The sequence below is a fragment of the Pantoea sp. X-Soil-OKNW-556 genome (assembly GCF_059730695.1).
This window is the reverse complement of the sequence record NZ_AP035990.1, coordinates 3,944,336-3,966,923: the sequence shown is the minus strand read 5'-3', so window position 1 is coordinate 3,966,923 and position 22,588 is coordinate 3,944,336. Positions and strand designations below refer to the sequence as shown.

The 22,588-nt window shown below is 54.6% G+C and carries 25 protein-coding genes; 17 read left to right on the top strand and 8 right to left on the bottom strand.

What is annotated here, in order from left to right; all coding sequences use genetic code 11:
* The first annotated feature begins 1 nt into the window (after nucleotide 1).
* Together AC6I8T_RS18400 and AC6I8T_RS18395 are read left to right on the top strand one after the other, a co-directional pair.
* Nucleotides 2-358: a gamma-glutamylcyclotransferase family protein gene (locus AC6I8T_RS18400; protein WP_036625570.1), complete on the top strand. Its 357-nt coding sequence runs from the start codon at nucleotides 2-4 to the stop codon at nucleotides 356-358.
* A gap of 146 nt (nucleotides 359-504) precedes the next feature.
* Entirely contained in the window at nucleotides 505-1,986 is a 1,482-nt protein-coding gene (locus AC6I8T_RS18395) for a glucosyltransferase domain-containing protein (protein WP_497834224.1), read from the top strand.
* A 72-nt stretch (nucleotides 1,987-2,058) separates the two neighbouring features.
* Here the strand turns inward: AC6I8T_RS18395 and ppa are convergent, their stop codons facing one another.
* The 3 genes from ppa to AC6I8T_RS18380 all read right to left on the bottom strand — a co-directional run bounded on the left by ppa (nucleotide 2,059) and on the right by AC6I8T_RS18380 (nucleotide 3,623).
* Entirely contained in the window at nucleotides 2,059-2,589 is a 531-nt protein-coding gene (gene ppa / locus AC6I8T_RS18390) for an inorganic diphosphatase (protein ID WP_021183548.1), read from the bottom strand.
* 100 nt (nucleotides 2,590-2,689) lie between these two features.
* Nucleotides 2,690-3,139, bottom strand: coding sequence for a DUF441 domain-containing protein (locus AC6I8T_RS18385; RefSeq protein WP_021183547.1), 450 nt, complete (start codon nucleotides 3,137-3,139; stop codon nucleotides 2,690-2,692).
* 70 nt (nucleotides 3,140-3,209) lie between these two features.
* The gene (locus AC6I8T_RS18380) at nucleotides 3,210-3,623 is read right to left on the bottom strand and encodes a lysozyme inhibitor LprI family protein (protein WP_497834223.1); all 414 of its coding nucleotides are present in this window, start codon (nucleotides 3,621-3,623) and stop codon (nucleotides 3,210-3,212) included.
* 173 nt (nucleotides 3,624-3,796) lie between these two features.
* On the opposite strand from AC6I8T_RS18380, the gene AC6I8T_RS18375 reads away from it, so the two are divergent.
* The gene (locus AC6I8T_RS18375) at nucleotides 3,797-5,356 is read left to right on the top strand and encodes a methyl-accepting chemotaxis protein (RefSeq protein WP_208725587.1); all 1,560 of its coding nucleotides are present in this window, start codon (nucleotides 3,797-3,799) and stop codon (nucleotides 5,354-5,356) included.
* A 45-nt stretch (nucleotides 5,357-5,401) separates the two neighbouring features.
* Here AC6I8T_RS18375 and fbp read toward each other — a convergent pair whose 3' ends face one another.
* Entirely contained in the window at nucleotides 5,402-6,409 is a 1,008-nt protein-coding gene (gene fbp, locus AC6I8T_RS18370; protein WP_021183544.1) for a class 1 fructose-bisphosphatase, read from the bottom strand.
* 169 nt (nucleotides 6,410-6,578) lie between these two features.
* On the opposite strand from fbp, the gene mpl reads away from it, so the two are divergent.
* Nucleotides 6,579-7,934, top strand: coding sequence for a UDP-N-acetylmuramate:L-alanyl-gamma-D-glutamyl-meso-diaminopimelate ligase (gene mpl, locus AC6I8T_RS18365; protein WP_208724253.1), 1,356 nt, complete (start codon nucleotides 6,579-6,581; stop codon nucleotides 7,932-7,934).
* A 115-nt stretch (nucleotides 7,935-8,049) separates the two neighbouring features.
* Nucleotides 8,050-9,357 (top strand): IS4 family transposase, encoded by a 1,308-nt coding sequence (locus AC6I8T_RS18360; RefSeq protein ID WP_303465395.1) that lies wholly within the window; start codon nucleotides 8,050-8,052, stop codon nucleotides 9,355-9,357.
* A gap of 59 nt (nucleotides 9,358-9,416) precedes the next feature.
* Here the strand turns inward: AC6I8T_RS18360 and yjgA are convergent, their stop codons facing one another.
* Nucleotides 9,417-9,962 carry a ribosome biogenesis factor YjgA gene (yjgA, locus tag AC6I8T_RS18355; RefSeq protein WP_021183542.1) on the bottom strand — a complete coding sequence of 182 codons (546 nt, stop codon included), beginning with the start codon at nucleotides 9,960-9,962 and terminating at the stop codon, nucleotides 9,417-9,419.
* 115 nt (nucleotides 9,963-10,077) lie between these two features.
* Here yjgA and pmbA point away from each other — a divergent pair, with 115 nt between their 5' ends.
* From pmbA to AC6I8T_RS18300, 11 genes are all read left to right on the top strand, one after another.
* Nucleotides 10,078-11,418: a metalloprotease PmbA gene (gene pmbA, locus AC6I8T_RS18350; protein WP_021183541.1), complete on the top strand. Its 1,341-nt coding sequence runs from the start codon at nucleotides 10,078-10,080 to the stop codon at nucleotides 11,416-11,418.
* Nucleotides 11,419-11,487: 69 nt separating this feature from the next.
* A complete protein-coding gene (gene cybC / locus AC6I8T_RS18345; RefSeq protein ID WP_021183540.1) occupies nucleotides 11,488-11,874 on the top strand; it encodes a cytochrome b562 in 387 nt (128 codons plus the stop codon).
* A 254-nt stretch (nucleotides 11,875-12,128) separates the two neighbouring features.
* On the top strand, nucleotides 12,129-12,461 hold the full coding sequence (locus tag AC6I8T_RS18340; RefSeq protein WP_021183539.1) for a hypothetical protein: 333 nt from the start codon (nucleotides 12,129-12,131) through the stop codon (nucleotides 12,459-12,461).
* A 19-nt stretch (nucleotides 12,462-12,480) separates the two neighbouring features.
* Nucleotides 12,481-12,843, top strand: coding sequence for an SFCGS family glycine-rich protein (locus AC6I8T_RS18335; protein ID WP_152521872.1), 363 nt, complete (start codon nucleotides 12,481-12,483; stop codon nucleotides 12,841-12,843).
* A 2-nt stretch (nucleotides 12,844-12,845) separates the two neighbouring features.
* Nucleotides 12,846-13,145, top strand: a complete 300-nt coding sequence (locus AC6I8T_RS18330; protein WP_013510658.1) for a DUF4312 family protein — start codon at nucleotides 12,846-12,848, stop codon at nucleotides 13,143-13,145.
* Between the two features lie 27 nt (nucleotides 13,146-13,172).
* Nucleotides 13,173-13,949: a DUF4311 domain-containing protein gene (locus AC6I8T_RS18325; RefSeq protein ID WP_021183537.1), complete on the top strand. Its 777-nt coding sequence runs from the start codon at nucleotides 13,173-13,175 to the stop codon at nucleotides 13,947-13,949.
* A 12-nt stretch (nucleotides 13,950-13,961) separates the two neighbouring features.
* Complete coding sequence (locus AC6I8T_RS18320; protein ID WP_021183536.1) at nucleotides 13,962-14,603, top strand: DUF4310 family protein; 642 nt, start codon at nucleotides 13,962-13,964, stop codon at nucleotides 14,601-14,603.
* Nucleotides 14,604-14,612: 9 nt separating this feature from the next.
* Nucleotides 14,613-15,746: an amidohydrolase/deacetylase family metallohydrolase gene (locus AC6I8T_RS18315; RefSeq protein ID WP_208724252.1), complete on the top strand. Its 1,134-nt coding sequence runs from the start codon at nucleotides 14,613-14,615 to the stop codon at nucleotides 15,744-15,746.
* Nucleotides 15,730-16,851, top strand: coding sequence for a DgaE family pyridoxal phosphate-dependent ammonia lyase (locus AC6I8T_RS18310; protein ID WP_497834222.1), 1,122 nt, complete (start codon nucleotides 15,730-15,732; stop codon nucleotides 16,849-16,851). Before AC6I8T_RS18315 ends, AC6I8T_RS18310 begins: the two co-directional genes overlap by 17 nt.
* On the top strand, nucleotides 16,848-17,585 hold the full coding sequence (dagF, locus tag AC6I8T_RS18305) for a 2-dehydro-3-deoxy-phosphogluconate aldolase (protein ID WP_021183533.1): 738 nt from the start codon (nucleotides 16,848-16,850) through the stop codon (nucleotides 17,583-17,585). The genes AC6I8T_RS18310 and dagF overlap by 4 nt, the downstream gene beginning before the upstream one ends.
* A gap of 23 nt (nucleotides 17,586-17,608) precedes the next feature.
* Nucleotides 17,609-19,519 carry a BglG family transcription antiterminator gene (locus tag AC6I8T_RS18300; protein WP_208724250.1) on the top strand — a complete coding sequence of 637 codons (1,911 nt, stop codon included), beginning with the start codon at nucleotides 17,609-17,611 and terminating at the stop codon, nucleotides 19,517-19,519.
* Nucleotides 19,520-19,644: 125 nt separating this feature from the next.
* On the opposite strand, the gene AC6I8T_RS18295 is transcribed toward AC6I8T_RS18300, so the two are convergent.
* Entirely contained in the window at nucleotides 19,645-20,544 is a 900-nt protein-coding gene (locus tag AC6I8T_RS18295) for a LysR family transcriptional regulator (RefSeq protein WP_013510651.1), read from the bottom strand.
* A gap of 128 nt (nucleotides 20,545-20,672) precedes the next feature.
* Here AC6I8T_RS18295 and AC6I8T_RS18290 point away from each other — a divergent pair, with 128 nt between their 5' ends.
* Nucleotides 20,673-21,374, top strand: a complete 702-nt coding sequence (locus tag AC6I8T_RS18290) for a pirin family protein (protein WP_208724249.1) — start codon at nucleotides 20,673-20,675, stop codon at nucleotides 21,372-21,374.
* Nucleotides 21,375-21,403: 29 nt separating this feature from the next.
* Here the strand turns inward: AC6I8T_RS18290 and dolP are convergent, their stop codons facing one another.
* Both dolP and diaA read right to left on the bottom strand, forming a co-directional pair.
* Nucleotides 21,404-21,976, bottom strand: a complete 573-nt coding sequence (gene dolP, locus AC6I8T_RS18285; RefSeq protein WP_021183530.1) for a division/outer membrane stress-associated lipid-binding lipoprotein — start codon at nucleotides 21,974-21,976, stop codon at nucleotides 21,404-21,406.
* Between the two features lie 14 nt (nucleotides 21,977-21,990).
* Nucleotides 21,991-22,578 carry a DnaA initiator-associating protein DiaA gene (diaA, locus tag AC6I8T_RS18280; RefSeq protein ID WP_497834221.1) on the bottom strand — a complete coding sequence of 196 codons (588 nt, stop codon included), beginning with the start codon at nucleotides 22,576-22,578 and terminating at the stop codon, nucleotides 21,991-21,993.
* Between the last annotated feature and the right edge of the window lie 10 nt (nucleotides 22,579-22,588).

Here is a 22,588-nt window from a genome sequence, read left to right as displayed (position 1 = left end):
AATGCGAATAATTGTCTACGGCAGTTTACGGCGCAAACAAGGAAACAGTCACTGGATGACGAATGCGCAATGGCTTGGTGACCATCAGATTGAAGGGTTTGAACTCTACAATCTGGGTCACTACCCGGGCGTGGTTGAAGGGGAGGGAAGCGTCTATTGCGAAGTCTATCGCATCGACGCCAGCACCCTGGGCGAGCTGGATGCTTTGCGCACCAGGAATGGCGAATATAAACGCCAATTGATCCAGACGCCTTATGGCAGCGCCTGGCTTTACGTTTATCAGCGCTCAATCAAAGGACTTACTCGTATCCCGAGCGGTGACTGGTTGCAGCGCGAGGATCTGCCAAAGGATGAGTAACCTGAAGGGTTAACAGTTATTAAAAAGGGTCATGTCGTACATGGCCCTTTTTTACAGTTCAGACCGGGGAGATAGACAAGCGATTGGTCTGGTGTGGTGAGTCATCCCGTTCACAGGTTGGGACAAAAATATAAACGAGAAGGGAAATGAAAAAGTATTATAATAGTTATCTTGTTGCTGCTTTTCTTTATTGTCTGCCATTGCTTATCGCTAATATTTATTATATTGATGATAACGGGAGAGCGACGCTCGGGTATACTAATTGGGGAGGAGATGGCAGGCCACTGGCTGACATCATTATGAAAATGATGTTTCTGAGTAGTCATGTGGCGGATATATTCCCACTTCCATTAATCATTTCAATTGCGCTGCTGGCCTTCGTTTTCTCTCTTTATCATAAACAAAACTTCAGTTCTTTGCCGGGCTGGATTGGTGCATTAGCGACCCTGAGCTTTTTTGCAAACCCTTATCTTGCGGAAGTTTTCTCCTACCGTTTTGATGTATTGACACTAAGTTGTGCCCTGGCGCTAAGTTTAGCGTGGGTGCTTTTGCCACCTTTAAACAGAATCGTTCGTTTTGTTATTGGTATTGCAATCATTATCGCAATTTATAGCCTTTATCAGATTGCCGTCAATGTTGCGGTGATGATGGCCCTGGTGGTGACGTTCAGGCAAATAATAAATAATGATCGTCCTGCGGTTATCTTTATGTCTTTGCTGCAACGTGGTGTGGAAGTGCTGGTGGCATCGATAATTTATTTGAAGATTGTACTGCCATCGACATTCTCAGGCGATCACCCGGCTAATCACCCGAATATCGCAGGTAATCAGTTATGGCTGACCATCAATCATAACGTACAGGCTTACTGGGATTTCATTAATCAGACCTTCTATAAAGACGGTAAAGGAATGGCGGTGCTGGTTGCCATTCTTATTCTGGCCGTTATCTCCGCCGCAGTTATTGCACTGCGTTATATCAGAGCCGGGATGAAGCATTCACGCATAGCAATCGGTTTATTAGCACTGCTATTACCCCCGGTCGCGTTTGTGATGATTGCCGGTAACTTGTTGTTTCTGGAAAATGCGCTGCTCGTCCCGCGCGCTTTGCTTTCAATCAGTGGGTTTATGTTGTTTAGCGCCACGTTGATGGCATGGGCATTCCGAGGGAAAATGTGTTTTGTTTTCGCTGTTATGGCCGTGCCGTTGCTTTACGCCGTGACCAGTATTTATGTTTACGGTAACGCGATCAAACAGCAGGATAATATTAATCAGGGTGTCGTTTATCAGTTGAAAAATGATACCGCGACGCTCGCTGATCAAAACTTTTATATGCAGTTTGTTGGGACATCACCTCGTGCCCAGGTGTATAAAAATGCATTGAGAAACTATCCGGTTTTGGGTGTGCTGATTCCAGAGTATTTTGCCAACTGGTGGTTCCCTTTCCCGTATATGGCGCTGAAAGGTTATCAGGTGCTTAACCCGTTGAAAGACGACCTTACCGTGACGAATGAGAATCTGCACGAGGGATTGTGTCAGGGAGAACGCATTGCCCACCATCAGGATTATGATCTGTATAAGTATCAAAATCGCCTGACGGTCGACTTTACGTTGCAGGGTTGCCAGCGTTAGGCAGGACAGACGAAAAAAAACAGGCCCGAAAATCGGGCCTGTTTACAGGATGTCTTCCGCTCGCTTTACAGATTATTTCTTCTGAGCGCGCTCGAAAGAGGAAATGATCTCAGCTTTGGCGGCTTCTGCGTTGTCCCAGCCGTCAACTTTCACCCATTTGCCTTTTTCCAGATCTTTGTAGTGCTCGAAGAAGTGGGTGATCTGCGCACGCAGCAGTTCCGGCAGGTCGTTCACATCTTTGATGTGATCGTACTCTTTGCTCAGTTTGGTGTGCGGAACCGCAACCAGTTTGGCATCTTCACCGGATTCGTCGGTCATTTTCAACACGCCAACCGGACGGCAACGGATAACGGAGCCCGGCTCCAGCGGATACGGGGTCGGCACCAGTACGTCAACCGGGTCACCATCCAGAGACAGGGTGTTGTTGATGTAACCGTAGTTGCACGGATAGAACATGGCGGTAGACATAAAACGGTCTACAAACAGGGCGCCAGACTCTTTGTCTACTTCATATTTGATCGGATCGGCATTGGCCGGGATCTCGATGATGACATAGATATCTTCTGGCAGATCTTTACCTGCGGGCACCTGGTTCAAACTCATCTGGCTTTCCTTCATTAGTCGTAAGTTGAGTGTCGGCTATTATAGCCAACTGACTCCGAAAGTATGCCCTCTTTTTGGCGTTTCGGAATGGTCCAGCCGGTTACTTCGCTGCGACAAACAGCGAGACAATGCCCGCAGCAATCAATGGTCCGACCGGAACGCCCCGGAAGAACGCCACACCAATCACCGTCCCAATCAATAAGCCGCCAATCACCGAGGGTTGCGCGCTCATAAAGTGCACGCCGCGCCCCCCCAACCATGCCACAAACACCCCGACCAGAATCGCCACAATCGATTGCCAGTTGGCAAAAGATTTAATCAACGAAGACGCTGGCAGCGATCCACTGGCCAGCGGTGCCATGACCGCCACGGTCAAAATAATAATCCCGAGTTGAATTCCCTGTTTTTCGACATAAGGGAAGAACTGCGCCAGCGGGGTAATTTTAATCGCCAACAGAATCAGAATGGAGATGGTGACGGCGTTGTTGTGGACGAAATAGCTCAGAACGGCGAGGCAAATCAGAATGATGGTCGAGGCATAAGCAGCCATGATTTCTCCCTGAGAATTGATGGGGCGTTGACAATTGCCAACGCGAAGCGGTTTTTACCGCCCCCATTTATCAACAATCATCGGGATTCGCGCAACTGCCTTTGTTAATAGATTGCAGCATCAGTGCCTGATTGCGTACCAAATCGACCCCTTGTGCACCAAGCGAAAGCATGGCCATAGTGCCCTGATTGGCGGAAAAGTAGCTCTTGCTGGCATCAAGCCAGCTATCACGATAAGCCAGCCAGGCACGCTGGGCGTTTTTTAATTTGGCTTTAGGTGCACCAGTTAATTTTTTCATCATTTGGTTGTACTGGTTGTTCATCTCCTGATCCCACGCCTTATTAGCTGCGTCATAACATTGAGACATCCCGACAGTACTGGATTCACGGTTCAGGCAACGCTGCAATTTCTGATCGATGAGATTGTCCTGTGCGCCCGCATAACCACTCAGCAACAGACAGGCAACCGGGAGCCATTTTTTCATTCTGGAATTCCTCAATCGGGGTTGGAGTAACGTTAGCATTATTGAAGAACAGGTGATCATCAGTAGATTGACCATCAACAATGGTTAAAGTTTAGCGAGGTGACTGCCGATAACTTATCCGTTTTAGGGCTGCTGGATTTCTGCCTTTTTCTACACACACGGGTACTAACATGATCAAAAATTTATCAGTACGGACCGGTCTACTCACACTACTCGCCTTTATGACATTGCTGCTGTTGGCGGTCAGCACCCTGGGAATTTACGCCATCAATGCCGGCAATCAGTCGCTGGATGTGATCAATCGTATTCAGGGCATTGAACTCAATAGCCTGTATCAAAGCAACGCTGATCTGATGCGTGCTCGCGCCAGTGGTGCGCTGGCGGTGCGCAAAATCGAAATTGGCCTGCTGGATGAGGGGGCCGCAGTGACCAAACAGGCCCAGGCTGATGTTGTCACCTCGCAAAAGCATCTGAAGGATTTTGTCGATGCTGGCACCGTGACGGCCCAGGGCAAAATCCTGGCTGATGCGGTGGCAGCCAGCTTTGGCGCTTATCTGCAACAAGGTATTGCGCCGATGATGGATGCGCTGCAAAAGCAGTACACCGATGAATATTACACGGTACTGGAAGGCAACCTCTCCACTCTGGCGGCCAACTACGCCAAAGCGGTGAACGATTTCAGCTTGTACGCCGATCAAGTCTCTGCTGATCGCCTGGCGAAGGCGGCGCGTAATGAAACGCAGATGAAAATCCTGATTGGCATTGCCGTGGTGCTGACGGTGGTGTTGATCGTACTGGCGTGGCAGATCCTGCGTCGACTGTTGCTGACACCGCTGGAAAGTGCGATTGGCCATCTGCAACGGGTAGCTGAAGGGGATCTGTCACAAACCTTGCCCGAAACCACCCACAATGAGCTGGGACGCCTGAATCAGGCGCTGGCGGTGATGCAGTTGGCCCTGCGCGATTCCGTCAGCCAGGTGCGCGAAGCCAGCCTGCAAATTGATGTCGGCAGCCGTGAGCTGGCGGCCGGGACGGTGCACCTTTCCCAGCGTACTGAGGAGTCGGCAGCGTCGCTGGAGCAAACTGCTGCCAGCATGGAGCAGCTCACCGCCACGGTACGACTCAACGCCAGCAATGCTCAGCAGGCGCATCAATTGGCGAACAGCGTTTCTGACACCGCCGATCGTGGCGCAGAAGTGGTGTGCTATGTAATTGAGAAGATGCAGGAAATCACCCACAGCTCCGATCGCATCGCCGATATTCTCAGCGTGATTGATGGCATCGCATTCCAGACCAACATTCTGGCCCTGAACGCGTCAGTGGAAGCGGCCCGCGCGGGTGAACAGGGGCGTGGTTTCGCCGTGGTGGCAAATGAGGTGCGTACCCTGGCGGGACGCAGTGCCACCGCCGCGAAGGAGATTCGTGAGCTGATCAGCGACTCGCAAACCCGTGTCAAAGAGGGCAGCGTCATGGCGACGCAGGCGGGTGAAACGATGGATGAAATCTCCAGTGAGGTGATGCGCGTGACCACGCTGATGAAGGAGATTTCGGTTTCCTCTGAAGAGCAGAGTCGCGGTATTGAGCAGGTCAATCAGGCGGTGACGCAAATGGACGAGGTGGCGCAGCAGAATGCGGCGTTGGTGGAGGAAGCCAGTGCGGCAACCCAATCGCTCGAAGCGCAATCGCAGCAGCTACAGGCATCAATGGCGCAGTTTCGTATCGCCACTGCTTAAAACCATCGCGGCGCGATAAATCGCGCCGCGACTTTATGCTAGCAATCAGCCCTGGTGATCATCCGGGAATTCACGCAGGAAGCGCTCGACGTCATCCACCATCGCGTCATTACCGCAGAAGAACGGGCAGCGCTGGTGCAGGGTTTCTGGTTGAATATCGAGAATACGTTGTTTACCGTCGCTGGCTTTACCGCCTGCCTGCTCGGCAAGGAACGCCATTGGGTTGCATTCGTACAGCAAACGCAGCTTACCTTTCGGGTGGCTGGCGGTGCTTGGGTAGAGATAAATTCCGCCTTTCAACAAGTTACGGTGGAAATCTGCCACCAGTGAACCGATGTAGCGTGAGGTATAAGGACGTTTAGTCGCAATATCCTCTTCCTGGCAGAACTTCAGATATTTTTTCACGCCCTGCGGGAAGCGAATGTAGTTTCCTTCGTTGATGGAGTAGGTATAGCCCTTCTCCGGGAAGGTCATACGTTCGTGGCTCAGGCAGAATACCCCAAGTGACGGATCGTAAGTAAAGGCGTGAACGCCAACCCCGGTGGTGTACACCATCATGGTAGACGAACCGTAGACCACGTAACCTGCGGCAACCTGCTTGTGACCCGGCTGCATAAAGTCAGCTTCGGTAACCGGTGTTCCCGGCGGTGAAACACGGTGGTAGATCGAGAAGATTGTGCCAACGGAAACGTTAACGTCGATGTTGGAAGAACCGTCGAGTGGGTCCATCAGCACCACGTATTTACCGTGCTCAACGCCTTCAAAGATGACGAACTCATCTTCTTCTTCAGAGGCGATACCAGCCACAATGCCGCGCGCTTTCAGTGCCGCTTTCAGCTTTTCGTTCGCGAACAGGTCCAGCTTCATCTGCTGTTCACCCTGGACGTTTTCCACGCCACTGGCGCCAAGAATATCCACCAGACCCGCTTTGTTGATGTCGCGGTGGATAATTTTAGCTCCCAGCTTGATGGCTGAAATCAGCGCCGTCAGTTCACCTGTGGCGTGAGGAAAGTCGTGTTGCTTCTCGACGATAAATTCGCCTAACGTTTTCATAACACATTCCCTGAATCTACGATGGAGTGGCAGCCACTGTAACAAACTGCCAACGTATGCGTACGCAGTTTAGCCGATTGAACTTCAAAAACCATAGGCCAAATCCGTTTCTTCCACTTGCACTCGGGGTTAAACTGAGCGCCGGACTTATGAGTAATGGAACAAATTTATGCGTATTCACATCCTTGGGATTTGTGGCACTTTCATGGGCGGCCTGGCGATGCTGGCCCGCTCGCTGGGCCACCAGGTGACCGGCTCTGACGCCAATGTCTATCCGCCAATGAGCACCTTGCTGGAGCAGCAAGGCATTGAATTAACGGAAGGTTATGATGCCAGCCAGCTCGATCCTGCACCCGATATGGTGATCATTGGTAACGCCATGACACGCGGAAATCCCTGTGTGGAAGCTGTGCTGGAACGCAACATTCCCTACCTCTCTGGTCCACAGTGGCTGCACGATTATGTGCTGCGTGACCGCTGGGTGCTGGCAGTGGCCGGTACTCACGGCAAAACCACGACAGCCGGCATGGCGGCGTGGATTCTGGAGGCTTGTGGCCTTGAACCTGGCTTCATTATTGGTGGTGTGCCAGGAAATTTCGATGTATCAGCAAAATTAGGAAAAAGCCCGTTCTTCGTTATCGAAGCGGATGAGTACGACAGCGCCTTTTTCGACAAACGCTCCAAGTTTGTTCATTACTGCCCGCGCACACTGATTCTTAACAATCTGGAGTTCGATCATGCGGATATCTTTGACGATCTGCGGGCGATCCAGAAACAGTTCCATCATCTGATCCGTATCGTGCCGGGCCAGGGGAAGATCCTGCTGCCGGAACACGATCACAACCTGAAGCAGGTGATGGCGATGGGGTGCTGGAGCGAGCAGGAAACGGTGGGCGACAACGGCCACTGGCAGGCGAAAAAACTGACGCCGGATGCCTCACGCTGGGAAGTCTGGCTCGATGGCGCCAAAGTGGCGGAAGTGAGCTGGGGCCTGGTGGGCGAACACAACATGCATAACGGTCTGATGGCGATAGCCGCCGCGCGTCATGTCGGTGTGAAACCCGAAGATGCGGGCGAAGCGCTGGGGCGCTTTATCAACGCGCGCCGTCGTCTGGAATTGCGTGGTGAAGTGAATGCCATCAAGGTCTATGACGATTTTGCTCATCACCCCACGGCAATTCTGGCTACCCTGGCTGCGCTGCGTAGCAAAGTCGGCGGCACGGCACGTATTCTGGCGGTGCTGGAGCCGCGTTCCAATACCATGAAGATGGGCGTCAGTAAGAATGAACTGGCTCCGTCACTGGGACGTGCGGATGAGGTGTTCTTGTTCCAGCCACACCATATTCCGTGGCAGGTGTCGGACGTGGCTGATGCCTGTATCCAGCCTGCGCACTGGAGCGCGGATATCGATACGCTGGTGGAGATGGTGGCGAAGGTGGCACAGCCGGGCGATAACATCCTGGTGATGAGCAACGGCGGGTTTGGTGGGATCCATCAGAAACTGCTGGAGAGGCTGGGTCGTTAATCCGTAACGGCGCGATTTATCGCGTAATGCCGATCAGTTAAGCATGAAATGATCGATTGAACGATCCTGTAGTTCTGCAAAAATCTGTAATCTCCCGGGGATTACGGATTTTTTTATGTTACTCAGCCAGGCTCTCGATACCGTCCTGAACTTTACGCCGAAAGAATTTTCTGCGCTTTCCGATCTGCTCTCACCCGAACTCATTGATGAATGTCTGGTTGATACCGGTGTCGTGACTCTGCGAAAACGCCGCCTCCCAATGGATATGATGGTCTGGGCTGTTACCGGCATGTCCCTGTTTCGTTCGCTTTCCATGAACCAGATTGTTTCTCATCTGGATATCGTGTTACCGGGTAAACGTCCTTTTGTCGCGCCCAGCGCCGTGGTGCAGGCGCGTCAGCGACTCGGTGAAGATGTTGTTCGTCTGGTTTTTGAGAAGTCCCGCCAGCTCTGGTTCGACAAAACACCCTTGTCGAACTGGAATGGTCTGACCCTGCTGGCCGTCGATGGCACGCTATGGCGTGCGCCCGATACGCCGGAAAACGATGCCGCTTTTGGACGAACGGCAAATATACACAGCCGCTCTGACTGGCCGCAGTTACGCATGGTCTGCCAGATGGAAGTGACCAGCCATCTGCTGTCAGGTGTGAGTTTTGGCAGTGTGACAGAAACCAGCGAAGTTGACCTTGCCGCCGGGCTGGTGAAACAGACTCCCGATAACTCACTGACTATACTGGATAAAGGCTTCTATGCGCTCGGCCTGCTGCACTACTGGCAGACATCCGGGACAGGGCGACACTGGATGCTTCCATTGCGTAAAGATGCAAAGTACCGGGTTCTGAAAAAGCTGGACAAAGGCCACGAGCTGGTAGAGTTCGACCTGTCGTGGCAGGCGCGCAAAAAATGGAAAGATGCGCCGGAGACACTGACGGCGCGGCTGATAAGCAAGCAGGTTAACGGGAAAACAGTACAAATCCTGACCTCGATGTGCGATGCGCGTCGTTATCCGAAGGCGGATATCGTTGAGCTTTACGGGTATCGCTGGGAAATCGAGCATGGCTTCCGGGAGATGAAACAGCATCTACTGAACAATGAACTGACGCTGAGAAGTAAAAAACCGGAGCTGGTGAGACAGGAGTTATGGGGCGTTGCACTGGCGTACAATCTCCTGCGCTTTATGATGGCGCAGATGGCTTACAGCCTGAAGAATGTGGAACCTTATCAGATGGGCTTTAAGCAGGCCGCGCTTTATCTGACGGGCCAGCTAAGCATCCTGCCCGCCGTAGCACCGGGAAAAATCCCGCGAATAATAAATGAAATAATGGAGATGGCAGGAAGCTTCGTGCTTCCGAAGCGAAGGCAGAGGCATTATCCACGGGCGGTAAAAAAGAGGCCGAAACGCTATGCGTTCCGGCATGACTGAGGCTTAACTGACAAGCATTACGCGATTTATCGCGCCGTTACGGTTCAGCAGTTTGAAGCTTATTGTGCTTCAGCCAGCTCACGCAAATACTGGAAAATCTGACGCGCGGATTTCGGTGGCTTGTTACCGGCTTTCTCTTTCTGCGCATTACGGATCATACTGCGCAGTTGCTGGCGATCCGCCTGCGGATAGAGGTTGATCACCTCGGCCATCACATCATCACCTTGCTCAATCAGACGATCGCGTAAGTTTTCCAGTTTATGGAACAGCGCAACCTGCTGGTTGTGGCGGTTTTTCAGCTTATCCAGTGCCTGGCGGATCGGATCTTCATCGCGCGCGCGCAGCATTTTGCCGATCAGCTGCAACTGGCGGCGGCGACCTTCTTTCTTAATACGCTGCGCCAGTTCAATCGCGGCACGTAAATCTTCGTCGAGTGGAATTTTATCGAGGGAGTTTTTCCCCAGATCAACTAACTCGGCACCCAGGCGCTTCAGCTCCTCGGCATCGCGTTTAATTTCGCTTTTACTGACCCAGATAATCTCTTCGTCTTCTTCTTCCTGATTATCCGGCACATCATCGAGCCAGTCTTCGGGCTGCTTGGTCATCTCTTGGCTCCCTAAAAAAAGAGGCTAATCCTACCAGTTTATCGGGTGACTGCGAAATTGTTCTCTGAGTCTGATAGACTCAAAACATTCATACATAAGATTAGACGGCAGGTCGATGAACGTATCTACTCAGGTTGCAGAACAACGTAAAGTGTTGGAACAGGCTGTCGCACAGGCGCTGGAACTGGCGAAAGCCAGCACCGATGGCGCAGAAGTGGCGGTGACCAAAACCACCGGTATCGGTGTCAGTACCCGCTACGGCGAAGTGGAAAACGTCGAATTTAACAGCGATGGCGCACTCGGCATCACCGTTTATCATCAGAATCGCAAAGGCAGTGCTTCCTCGACCGACCTCAGCCCGGATGCCATCAAACGCACCGTGCAGGCGGCGATCGATATTGCCCGCTACACCTCAAGCGATCCCAATGCTGGCCCGGCGGATCGCGATTTGCTGGCGTTCGAGGCACCGGATCTCGATCTCTACCATCCGTGGGAGATCGATGCCGATCGCGCCATTGAGCTGGCCGCGCAGGCGGAACAGGCTGCGCTACAGGCTGACAAGCGTATCACCAACACCGAAGGCGGCAGCTTCAACAGCCACGTCGGTATCAAAGTTTTTGGCAACAGTCATGGCATGTTGCAAAGCTACTGCTCCAGCCGCCACTCGCTCTCCAGTTGCGTGATTGCCGAGCAGAACGGCGAGATGGAACGTGATTACGCCTACACCATTGGCCGTGATATCAACGATCTGCAAAGCGCGGATTGGGTTGGTGCTGAATGCGCGCGTCGCGTGCTGTCACGCCTGGCGCCACGCAAACTCTCCACCATGCAAGCGCCAGTGATTTTCGCCCCGGAAGTGGCAACCGGATTGTTTGGCCATTTGGTGGGGGCCATCAGCGGCAGCAGCGTCTATCGTAAATCCACCTTCCTGCTGGATGCGTTGGGCACGCAGATCCTGCCGGAATGGCTGACCATCGAAGAGAAACCGCATTTGCTGAAAGGGCTGGCCTCAACGCCGTTTGACAGCGAAGGGGTACGCACTCAGGCGCGTGACATTATCAAAAATGGCGTGCTGCAAAACTGGCTGTTGACCAGCTACTCCGCGCGCAAACTCGGTCTGCAAAGCACCGGCCATGCGGGCGGTATCCACAACTGGCGCATTGCCGGTCAGGGCCACAGCTTTGCAGATTTGCTGAAGCAGATGGGGCGTGGCCTGGTGGTGACCGAGCTGATGGGGCAGGGTGTGAGCGCCATTACCGGTGACTATTCACGCGGTGCTGCCGGTTACTGGGTGGAGAACGGTGAGATCCAGTACCCGGTGAGCGAAATCACCATCGCCGGCAACCTGAAGGATATGTGGCGCAATATGGTCACTGTCGGCAACGATATTGAAACCCGCAGCAACATCCAGTGTGGATCGGTGCTGCTACCGGAGATGAAGATCGCCGGTCAATAATGACATCGCTTCCTGAAGGCAGCCCGCAAGGCTGCCTTTTTTGTCAGTAAAATAAAAAAGGAATAAACGATGCGTAAGCATGTGATTGCAATGTTGTCTCTGTCGTTGTTGTTCTCCAGTGCCAGCTTATATGCGGCTGACCTGGAAAAAGATATGGATACCCTCAAAGATGGCCTGAGCACGGTTAAAAAAACTGATGATGCGCAGGAGATGCAAACCGCACTGGGCAAGATGCGCCAGGCGGCGGAGGATGCCAAAAAATCCACGCCGGAAAAGCTGGAAGGTCAGCCTGCTGATAGCGCCCAGATCAAGGATTTCCATGCCGGACTTGATTCATTGATCGCCCAGATTGATGTGGTCGACCAACTGGCGAAAGCCAACAAACTGGACGAAGCCAAAACCGAAGCGAAGAAACTGGAAGATATTCGCAACGCCAACCATAAGAAATTCCGCTGATAGTCAGGCCAGCTAATTGGCTGGCCTTATTTCCCTGGTCATATCTGACTGCCTGAATGCGTTAAATCCATCATTCTGTGTAAAACGTGATGCGTTTTGCATTATTCGTGCATCCTGCGATCTGGCGCACAGTTGCTCGCATGATTTCCACTTTGAGGTGGAAAAGATGCGTCTCCACAGCCAACAGCGAACAGCGTAATTTCTTCTCAACGCGAATTAACTGTCATTGTCCGCTGTAAACAGGAGTGAGCCAGGTGAGTAGTGAAGCTGTTCCGCTGAAACAAAGCACGCCGGAAGCGATTCAGGCGCTGGCGGATAACGTGATGATGCAGATTGCCGCGCTGTATGCCGCGCACCACATTGAACCCAATGCGGTGCAGCAGCAGATGCTGGCCTCACATGTGCGAGCAATGGCCTCGCGCTCCCTGACCGGTGAAGCGTTACCGGAAGTGGAAGCGGAGCTGTTTGAGGACATCTCGCCCGAGACCATGGCGCTGGCGCAGCAGGTGGTGGATCTGTTTGGCAACCTGCCACGCGAAGAGGCGTGGTTGCTGTCCGTCCACATTGAAGTAGCAAGATCGAATTAAGTCAGCAATCAAAGAGGAATTGAACATGGTAACGGTAGTCATTGGTGATCGTTTGGGTAAAGGGCAAAAAGTCGCGGCTGGCGTAGAGAAAGCCGGTGGGCGTGCCGTGGTGGTGCCGGGGGTAGCGGCAGATATGAAGCTGGGTGACGTCATGAAGGCAGAAAATGCGGATTTCGGCATCTCCTTCTGCGGCAGCGGCGGTGCGGGGGCAATTACCGCGCAGAACAAATATGGCTACAAATCAAAGCACGGTATGCGTTCGATTGATGAAGGCGTCACGGCGATTAACGAAGGTGCCAATGTCCTCGGTTTTGGTTTTATGGATAAAGAAGAGCTGGGTGAACGGCTGGTACAGGCCTGGAACAAAAAATACGGCAGCTAAGTATGAAACAACAATACGTGACTCAGGTAACGGTACAGGGCAAAGGTGACAGCAAAGCCAAAGCCTTTGCCGATGCCCTGAGTAAGGTGCAGCAGCAGGTGCTGCGCACCACACAAAAAATTCTGCTGCGCATCGAACCCCAGGATGTCCGGGTGCTGCGCGCGCAGGAGCGCGTTAAGACAGAGAAGTTTTTGTTCTTTTTCCTCGCGCGTGAGCGACGGAACTACAGCGTGGAGCTGGAGATTACCGTCAGCGTCACCGTGATCGATACCGAACAGGTGGAATTCACGGCGGCACCTTAACAACAGACGAAAAACAAAGGTAAACGCATGTTTTTAATTATTTTGTTTAAGTCGTTAATCATTGGCGGGTTGGTAGGGGTTGGCGTTGGAGCAGGTGCGGCGCGCATGTTCCATGCTCCTACCACGCAGGGCATGGGCGCGTTCCGTACGCTGGGCGAGCTTAACTCCTGTGAGGGCGATCCGGCATCGCACTTCTCCTTTGGTCTCGGCTTTTTCTTTAACGCCTGGGCTTCATCCGTTGCAGCGGGTTCCTTCACTCAGGATGTTGACCATCGCATCCTGCCGAACTGGGGCGCGGCGGCCCTGATGGTGAAAAACCGCAACGTAGCAGAAACACTACACAACCCGAAGAAGATGGCGATTGCCTGCGGCATCATCGGCATGATCGTCGTCGCCTTCCTGAACAGCACCGCTTCTGCCGTTCCGGCAGCGTTGCAGGTTACGGCGGTAAAAGTATTGGTACCGGCGGCCAACCTGCTGGTGAACACCGTGATGCCAGTGATTTTCTGGCTGGCAGCGATTGATGCCGGTAAGAAATCGGGCTTCTGGGCCACCATTTTCGGCGGCCTGGCGCAGCTGATTATGGGCAACGCCGTACCGGGCCTGGTTCTGGGTATCCTGATCGGTAAGGGTGTCGAGGAGAGCGGCTGGAACAAAGTCACCAAGGTGATGATGACCGCCATTGTGCTGCTGTTCGTGCTGAGCGGTTTCTTCCGCGGCTTTGACATGAAACTGCTGCAATCCTTCCAACTGGGTATTCCCGGCTGGCTGGACATGATTCACAACAGCCTCAGCGGCAAATAAGGAGCCATCAGCATGAACGAAAACAAAGGGTTCTGGTACGCCGACTGGTCTTTCCCGATTTTTGTCGGCCTGCTCTCCGCCGGGGTGTTTGCCGGTACGCATATGTACTACCTGTACGGCATTGGTGCTTTTAACGAAGTGGCGTTTGTCTCCATGCTGCGTTCCGGCATGGAAACCGGGGTCTACGGCGCGGTAGCGGCGTTCGGTGCCAGCTTCCTGTTCGCCCGTATCATCGAAGGTTCGCTGGTGGGGATTCTCGATATCGGCGGGGCGATTCAGACCGGCGTGGGTCTGGGGGTTCCGGCGTTGTTACTGGGCGCGGGCATTGTCTTCCCGGTCGCGAACTTCGCCGCCTCGCTGGCAACCGGTCTGGTGATTGGCGTGGCGATTGGCTACATCATCATCCTGGCGCGTAAGTTCACCATCAATCAGAGCGACTCCACCTACGGTGCCGACGTGATGATGGGGGCGGGTAACGCCTCTGGCCGCTTCCTCGGTCCGTTGATCATCCTGTCGGCAATGACCGCGTCAATTCCTATTGGTCTTGGTTCGTTGGCGGGTTCGCTGCTGTTTTACCTGTGGAACAAGCCGATTACCGGTGGTGCGATTCTCGGTGCCATGGTGCTGGGCGCGATCTTCCCGGTTTCTCTCTAAGGAGGGGGTATGTTTGATGTCATTCTCCGTCGTGCGCGTCTGTGCGACGGACAGCTGGTGGATATTGCGTGGCAGGACGGCAAAATCGCCGCACTGGGTAGCGTAAGCGGTCAGGCGGCACAAGAACGCGACCTGGCCGGGCGCTACTACCTCAGCGCAGGCTGGATCGACAGCCACGTTCACTGTTATCCCAAATCGCCGATTTATCACGACGATGCGGATGCCATCGGTGTGGCACAGGGGGTCACCACGGTGGTGGATGCCGGCAGCACCGGCGCTGATGATATTGACGATTTTTATCAGCTTACGCGACAGGTCACGACCGACGTTCGTGCGCTGATCAACATAGCCCGCACCGGCATTGTCACGCAAAACGAGCTGGCCGATATGGCGCAAATCGACGGTGAGGCGGTGGTGCAGGCTATTCAGCGTCGTCCCGATTTTATCGTCGGCCTCAAAGCGCGTATGAGCAGCAGCGTAGTGGGCGAAAACGGTATCCAGCCGTTAATCCGGGCCAAAGCCATCCAGCAGGCGGCGGGTGATCTGCCGCTGATGGTGCATATCGGCAACAACCCGCCGGTGCTGGAGGACATTGCCGATCTGCTGACTTCCGGCGACATCATCACCCATTGCTACAACGGCAAACCCAACCGCATTCTTACGCCGCAGGGCGAGCTGAAAGCCGCGGTGAAGAATGCGTTAGCGCGTGGTGTGCGGCTGGATATCGGCCACGGCAGCGCCAGCTTCAGCTTTGAGGTGGCGCGTCAGGCGATTGCGCAGGGCATTCTGCCTGACACCATCAGCTCCGATATCTACTGCCGCAACCGTATCAATGGCCCGGTGCACAGCCTGGCGCATGTGATGTCGAAATTCTTCAGCATTGGCATGACATTGCCGCAGGTGATCGACTGCGTGACACGCAAAGCCGCTGAAGGTCTGCGACTGAAAAACAAAGGTTGCCTGGCGGTCGGTTACGACGCCGACCTGACCATTTTTACCGTCAAAGAGGAAGCCCGCCCGTTCGTCGATGCTGAAGGCGAACAGGTGCTGGGTGAGCAACATCTGGTGCCGCTGGCCGCCGTGGTGGCGGGGCAATGGCATCTGACAGATGAAGGGAAAGCCAATCATGTCTTCGATTTATGAAAAATATGACCTGAAGCAGGTCATCAATGCCTCTGGTCGCATGACCATTCTTGGCGTATCGACCCCGGCAGCAGACGTGGTCGATACCGTGAAATACGGCCTTAACCACTACTTTGAGATGAAAGATCTGGTGGATAAAACCGGGGCGTATATCGCGCAACTGCTTGAGGTGGAAAGCGCAGTGGTGGTTTCCTGTGCGTCGGCGGGCATTGCGCAAAGTGTGGCGGCGGTGATCGTGAAAGATAACGCCTGGCTGCTGGAAAACCTGCATGCCGCACCACTCAGCGTGCCGCACGATATCGTGATGCCGAAAGGTCATAACGTCAATTTTGGCGCGCCGGTTGGCACCATGGTGGCATTGGGTGGTGGACGCCTGGTGGAGGCAGGCTACAGCAACGAATGTTCGCCAGAACAGCTGGCAGCGGCGATTACGCCGACGACCGCCGCGTTGCTGTATATCAAATCACACCATTGCGTGCAGAAAAGCCATCTCAGTGTCGAACAGGCGGCAGTGGTGGCGCGTAAGCATGGCATTCCGTTGATTGTCGATGCGGCAGCGGAAGAAGATTTGCAGTGCTACTACCAGATGGGCGCTGACCTGGTGATCTACAGCGGGGCGAAAGCGATTGAAGGACCAACCAGCGGTCTGGTGATTGGCCGCACCCAATATGTTGAGTGGGTGAAGCGCCAGAGTAACGGCATCGGTCGTGCGATGAAAGTCGGCAAAGAGGGCATCCTCGGCCTGACGCAGGCGATTGAAAACTATCTGTCGCAGGAGAAAACCACCGGCGCAGAGATGGTGGAAAAAATGACGCCGTTTATCGCCAACCTCAACACCCTGAACGGCGTCAGCGCGCGTGTGGTATGGGATGCTGCCGGACGTGACATCGCCCGTGCCGAAATCAAGTTCGACGAAGCGCAAACCGGCTGGGCCACTGGCGAGCTGGTGCAGGCACTGAAAAACGGCGCTATCGCCATCTATTTCCGTGGCTATAAAGCCAATGAAGGCATTATCGAGGCCGATGTGCGTAGCGTCAGCGCCGATCAGCTGCATACCATTTTTACCGCCATCGAGGCGCTGCTCAGCGGGGAGAAACACGCATGACTCTGACTCCAAAATTTTATCAGGGCCGTCTGTGCCTCAATGTGCTGGCGGGTTCTAAACAGAATGCGCGCGATATCTGGGAAGCGGCGGATGGTTATGTGTTGGTGGGCGTGTTGTCGAAAAACTACGCCAGCACTGAGGCGGCAATTGCCGATATGCGCGAATATGCTGCGCTGATTGATAACGCGATTTCGGTTGGACTGGGTGCCGGGGATCCCAATCAATCGGCGATGGTGAGTGAGATTGCAGCTGAGCTGCAACCGCAACACGTTAACCAGGTGTTCACCGGCGTCGCGACCAGTCGCGCGCTGCTCGGCCAGCATGACACCGTGGTCAACGGCCTGATTTCCCCCACCGGCACGCCGGGCCTGGTCAAAATCTCCACCGGACCGCTGAGTGCGCAAGGGCCGGATGCCATCGTGCCAATCGACAGCGCGATTCGCTTGTTGCAGGACATGGGCGGCAGCTCGGTGAAATACTTCCCGATGGGGGGATTGAAAGCGGTAGCGGAGTACCGCGCGGTGGCGGAAGCCTGTGCGCGTAACAACTTCTGGCTGGAACCCACCGGCGGTATTGATCTCGACAATTTTGAAGAGATTGTTCGCATTGCGCTGGAGGCGGGCGTCAGTAAAGTGATTCCGCACGTCTACAGTTCGATTATCGATAGCGCGACTGGCGACACACGCATTGACGATGTGCGTCAGCTTCTGGCAACGTGCAAAAAGTTGTTGTAACAATTAAGTAACAGGTGAAGCCCGTGAGATTTCCCAACCAGCGTCTGGCCCAACTTTTCGCTGCGCTGCAAACCGAAACGCTGCCGCAGGATGAGCTGGCGCGACGTTTTTCCGTGTCCACTCGCACGGTGCGCACCGATATCACGGCGCTTAACGCGCTGTTGGCGCAGCATGGTGCGCAGTTCGTGCTGGCGCGTGGCGAGGGTTATCAACTGAAGGTGGAGGACGCGCTGCGTTTTGGTCAGCTCCAGGCACAAACCGCGGCACCGCTGCGCGTGCCGCGTACCTCACAGGAACGGGTGCGTTATCTGCTCAGTCGTTTTCTCACCGCTGCATATTCGCTGAAGCTGGAAGATTTGTCGGAAGAGTGGTTTGTCAGCCGCGCGACCCTGCAAAGCGACATGGCTGAGGTGCGTGAATGGTTCGGGCGTTATCATCTGAATATCGAAACCAAACCGCGTTACGGAATGAAGCTGTTCGGCAGCGAAGCGGCGATTCGCACCTGCCTGACTGATTTGCTGTGGCAAATCGACCAGGATACGCCGGACAGCCCGCTGTTAACGGTGGAAACGCTACACAGCGGCATGCTGGAGCAGTTGCAACCGCTGCTTCAGCATTGTTTCTCGCAGCACGCCATTCGCCTCAGCGATGAAGGTGAACGCTATCTGCAAATCTATTGCGCGGTGGCAGTACGGCGCATCAGCGAAGGTTTTCCGCTGAACGATCCGGGTGCGGAGGATGTCGGCGAGGAGGTGCGTGAAGCCGCGCAGCAACTGATTAACCTGATGCGGCCGCTGGTGGGAAAACCGATCTCTCAGGCGGAAGAGAACTGGCTGCGCGTCAACATCGCTGCCCGCCAGATTCAGGCGCTGGCCCCCAGCACCATCAATGCCGATGATGCGGATGCGCTGGTCGATTACCTGCTGAATTACATCAACACGCACTACAACTATCGTCTGCAACAGGATGAACAGTTGCGTGCCGATCTGCTCACCCATATCAAAACCATGATCACCCGGGTGCGTTACCAGATCCATATCCCCAATCCGCTGCTGAGTAATATCAAGCAGCATTACCCGATGGCCTACGACATGACGCTGGCGGCGGTCACCAGTTGGGGGAAATATACCCCTTACAGCATCAGCGAAAACGAAATCGGTTTTCTGGTGCTGCATATCGGCGTCGGGCTGGAGCGTCACTATGATGTGGGCTATCAGCGTCACCCCCAGGTGCTGCTGGTGTGTGACAGCGGTAACTCTACCTTGCGCATGATTGAAGCGATGCTGCTACGTAAGTATCCCCAGTTGCAGGTGACGGGCCGCCTGTCGCTACGTGAATACGAGGCGCTTGCGGCTATTGATGAAGATTTTGTTATCTCCACCACCCGCTTGCGTGAGAAAAACAGCCCGGTGGTGGTGATGTCGCCGTTCCCAACGGAATTCCAGCTTGAGCAGCTCGGCAAACTGGTGCTGGTGGATCGTACCCGGCCTTATATGCTGGAAAAATACTTCGATGCACAGCATTTTCTGGTGGTGGACCAGCCGATGACGCAATCGGCGCTGTTCCATCAACTGTGCAACCAGCTTCAGCGTGAAGGCTATGTGGAAGACGATTTTTATCCCTCGGTTGAGGAACGTGAAGCGATTGTTAGCACCATGCTGGGGGAGGGGATTGCGCTGCCGCACTCGCTGGGTCTGCTGGCGAAGAAAACCGTGGTGTACACCGTGCTGGCACCGCAGGGCATCAGTTGGGGCGATGAAACCGCCTCGGTGATTTTCCTGCTGGCCATCAGCAAAAGTGAATATGAAGAGGCGATGGCGATTTATGACCTGTTCGTCACTTTCCTGCGCGAACGCGCAACCGCCCGGTTGCGTGACTGCGGCGATTTTGTCAGCTTCAAGGCCGTGGCGATGGATTGTTTGAGTCGCCTGTAACGGCGCGATTATTGCGTAATGCATTGTTCGTAGCGGCGCGATTCATCGCGCGGATTTTTCCTGCATCGCGCACGGAATTGCGCGATAAATCGCGCCGCCACGGAAAGGTTAGTCAGCGTTGCTGATTAACCTTTCTTCGCCAGCAAACGCGGGATCTCGCGCAGGCACCATGCTTTCGCTTCACCCATGCTGTCGCGGCGCCACGCCATAATGATATCCACCTCGCGGGTATATTCCGCACTCACCACGCGCAGACGTCCTTCGGCGATATCCTGCTCCACCAGCGAATAGGGCATGGTCGCCACACCCAGTCCGGCCAGCAGCGCTTTGCGTTTGTCTTCCATGCTGCTTACCGTCAGGCGCTGTTGCTTGTCCAGCAACTGCACGGTCAACACCGGGCGCTCGCGCGCGGTATCGGCCACTGCAATGCCGCGATACTTCACACGCGTCACCTCAGATTGTGGCTCGGCTTCCTGATGAATGGGATGATCCGGACTGGCGACATACACGCTCATCATGCTGTACAACTTGCGGGTGTTGATTTCCGTTGAGGCGCGGAAATGCATATCCGGCGCAATGACGATATCGGCACGCCCCTGCTCCAGCCGCTCCCAGGCACCGGCCAGCACTTCGGTCACCAGGGATATCTGGGTATTGGCTTTGTCCGCCAGTTTGGTCACCAGCGGGAACAGGTGTTCGGTGGGCACCAGCGCCTCGGTGACGATGGTGAGATGGGTTTCCCAACCGCGCGCCAGCGCTTCAGCGTCGGTGGTGAGTTTGTCGGCGGCTTCCAACAGCACGCGGCCACGTTCCAGCAGCATGCGTCCTACGTTGGTGAATTTAGTGCGGTGACCGGAGCGGTCAAACAGCACGACATCCAGCTCCTCTTCCAGCTTCTGCATGGTGTAGCTCAATGCGGAAGGTACACGTCCCAGCTCGTCGGCCGCAGCCGCAAAGCTGCCGCGCCGGTCAATAGCATCCATCACACGTAAAGCTTCCAGGGTTAACGCGCGCTCTTTTGCCATGCCGATTCTCTGTCAGGAAATTTGAACATGCCAGGCAGATTAACTGGCTAACAATCCGGCGTCCAGCCTTTTACCATAATCCTATAAACCTGCGGTCGTATCATCCCGCAGAGCGTCGGAGGTAAATCATGATGACAACCCGCTGCGCGTCAGCATGTGGCCAGGCCGATTTCGGTTGGTTGCAGGCGCGTTACAGCTTCTCATTTGGCCACTATTTTGATCCGAAACTGATGGGCTATGCCTCACTGCGCGTGCTCAATCAAGAAGTGCTGGCACCCGGTGCTGCCTTCCAGCCCCGCACCTATCCTCAGGTTGATGTACTCAACCTGGTACTACAGGGCGAGGCGGAGTACCGCGACAGCGAGGGCAACCATATTATCGCCCGTGCCGGTGAAGCGCTGCTGTTGTCGGCGCGCCAGGGCGTGAGCTATAGCGAAATCAATCTCAGCAAAGATCAACCGCTGACACGTATGCAGTTGTGGCTGTCGGCGTGCCCGGAACGCGAGAATCCGTTGTTGCAGAAAATGTCGCTGCCCGAGCAGACCTCTTTCCTGTTGGCTTCGCCAGACGGTGCGGAAGGCAGTTTACAGCTGCGTCAGCAGGTGTGGATTCATCAGGTAACGCTGGCTCCCGGCGAGCAACATAGCGTGAAGCTGAACGGTCCACGCGCCTATCTGCAATCGATCCACGGATCGGTGGATGTGCAGGCGAGCAGTGCGCATCAGGAAAAGCTAAGCTGTGGCGATGGGGCATTTCTGGCAGAAGAACAGCAGATTACGTTGCAGGCGAAAACGCCGTTACGTGCGTTGGTGATTGATATACCGGTGTAAAAAAGGGCGGCTGATGCCGCCCTGAAGGTTTATTTCAGAATGGTAAAGGCGGTGGTGACGTGCTTCACACCGCTTACCCGGCTGGCGATATCCGCCGCCGCTGCCGCTTCCTGTTGTGTCACCAGACCCAGCAGGAACACTTCGCCGTTTTCGGTGGTCACTTTCACGTTCGACGATTTCACCTGATCGCTGCCCAGCAGTTGTGAGCGGATTTTGGTGGTGATCCAGGTGTCATTAGAGGATGTACCGAGGCTGACTTTCTGGCCGGTACGGATTTCGTTGTACACCTCAGTCGCGCCATCGACACCCATCGCGATCTGTTTCGCGCGGCTGGCGAGATCCGCCGACGGTGACTGACCGGTCAGTAGCACTTTGCCCTGATAGGCGGTCACTACGACGCGCGCCTGGTTTTTGATCTGTTCATCTTTTGCCAGCGCGTTGCTGACGCGTAACTCCAGCGTACCGTCATCCACCTGGGTGCCCACGGTGCGGGGATCGGTGGCGGTTTTGGTGGCTACTGCGGCACCGCCAGCGACGACAGCAACGCAGCCCTGCAACATCATGGCGGTGAAAAGAATGGCGACAGCGTTCAATGCTTTCATCTTAGCTCCTTCAGTCATTCCTGGTGGGGGAACAAGGTGTTATCGATCAAATCGCACAGGCAGTTCAGCGTCAGCATATGCATCTCCTGAATACGCGCACTGCGATGTGACGGAATGCGAATTTCCACATCGTGTGGGCCGAGCAGGCCGGCCAGCTCACCGCCGTCGTAGCCGGTCAGCGCCACGATGGTCATATCGCGTGTAACCGCAGCTTCAACCGCTTTAATAATGTCACGGGTGTTGCCACGGGTGGAAATGGCCAGCAGAACATCACCGGCCTGGCCAAGCGCTCGCACCTGCTTGGCATAAATTTCATCGTGCAACCGATCGTTACCAATGGCCGTCAGCATTACGTTGTCGGCACTGAGCGCCAGCGCGGGCAGGCTGGGGCGTTCGGTCTCAAACCGGTTGATCATACTGGCGGAAAAATGCTGAGCGTTGGCCGCTGACGCGCCATTACCACAGCTAAGGATTTTGTTACCGCTCAGCAGCGACTGCACCAACGTCATGGCCGCACGGGAAATGGCATCCGGCAGCGCCTCGGCGGCAGCGATTTGAGTCTGAATACTTTCGGTAAAACACGCTTTAATTCTGTCCTGCACAAGACCACCT

Bases quoted from the DNA above. Each gene is read 5' to 3' on its own strand.
- AC6I8T_RS18400 (WP_036625570.1), top strand. From the start codon at position 2: ATGCGAATAATTGTCTACGGCAGTTTACGGCGCAAACAAGGAAACAGT.
- AC6I8T_RS18395 (WP_497834224.1), top strand. From the start codon at position 505: ATGAAAAAGTATTATAATAGTTATCTTGTTGCTGCTTTTCTTTATTGT.
- ppa (WP_021183548.1), bottom strand. From the start codon at position 2,589: ATGAGTTTGAACCAGGTGCCCGCAGGTAAAGATCTGCCAGAAGATATC.
- AC6I8T_RS18385 (WP_021183547.1), bottom strand. From the start codon at position 3,139: ATGGCTGCTTATGCCTCGACCATCATTCTGATTTGCCTCGCCGTTCTG.
- AC6I8T_RS18380 (WP_497834223.1), bottom strand. From the start codon at position 3,623: ATGAAAAAATGGCTCCCGGTTGCCTGTCTGTTGCTGAGTGGTTATGCG.
- fbp (WP_021183544.1), bottom strand. From the start codon at position 6,409: ATGAAAACGTTAGGCGAATTTATCGTCGAGAAGCAACACGACTTTCCT.
- mpl (WP_208724253.1), top strand. From the start codon at position 6,579: ATGCGTATTCACATCCTTGGGATTTGTGGCACTTTCATGGGCGGCCTG.
- AC6I8T_RS18360 (WP_303465395.1), top strand. From the start codon at position 8,050: ATGTTACTCAGCCAGGCTCTCGATACCGTCCTGAACTTTACGCCGAAA.
- yjgA (WP_021183542.1), bottom strand. From the start codon at position 9,962: ATGACCAAGCAGCCCGAAGACTGGCTCGATGATGTGCCGGATAATCAG.
- pmbA (WP_021183541.1), top strand. From the start codon at position 10,078: ATGAACGTATCTACTCAGGTTGCAGAACAACGTAAAGTGTTGGAACAG.
- cybC (WP_021183540.1), top strand. From the start codon at position 11,488: ATGCGTAAGCATGTGATTGCAATGTTGTCTCTGTCGTTGTTGTTCTCC.
- AC6I8T_RS18330 (WP_013510658.1), top strand. From the start codon at position 12,846: ATGAAACAACAATACGTGACTCAGGTAACGGTACAGGGCAAAGGTGAC.
- AC6I8T_RS18325 (WP_021183537.1), top strand. From the start codon at position 13,173: ATGTTTTTAATTATTTTGTTTAAGTCGTTAATCATTGGCGGGTTGGTA.
- AC6I8T_RS18320 (WP_021183536.1), top strand. From the start codon at position 13,962: ATGAACGAAAACAAAGGGTTCTGGTACGCCGACTGGTCTTTCCCGATT.
- AC6I8T_RS18315 (WP_208724252.1), top strand. From the start codon at position 14,613: ATGTTTGATGTCATTCTCCGTCGTGCGCGTCTGTGCGACGGACAGCTG.
- AC6I8T_RS18310 (WP_497834222.1), top strand. From the start codon at position 15,730: ATGTCTTCGATTTATGAAAAATATGACCTGAAGCAGGTCATCAATGCC.
- dagF (WP_021183533.1), top strand. From the start codon at position 16,848: ATGACTCTGACTCCAAAATTTTATCAGGGCCGTCTGTGCCTCAATGTG.
- AC6I8T_RS18295 (WP_013510651.1), bottom strand. From the start codon at position 20,544: ATGGCAAAAGAGCGCGCGTTAACCCTGGAAGCTTTACGTGTGATGGAT.
- AC6I8T_RS18290 (WP_208724249.1), top strand. From the start codon at position 20,673: ATGATGACAACCCGCTGCGCGTCAGCATGTGGCCAGGCCGATTTCGGT.
- dolP (WP_021183530.1), bottom strand. From the start codon at position 21,976: ATGAAAGCATTGAACGCTGTCGCCATTCTTTTCACCGCCATGATGTTG.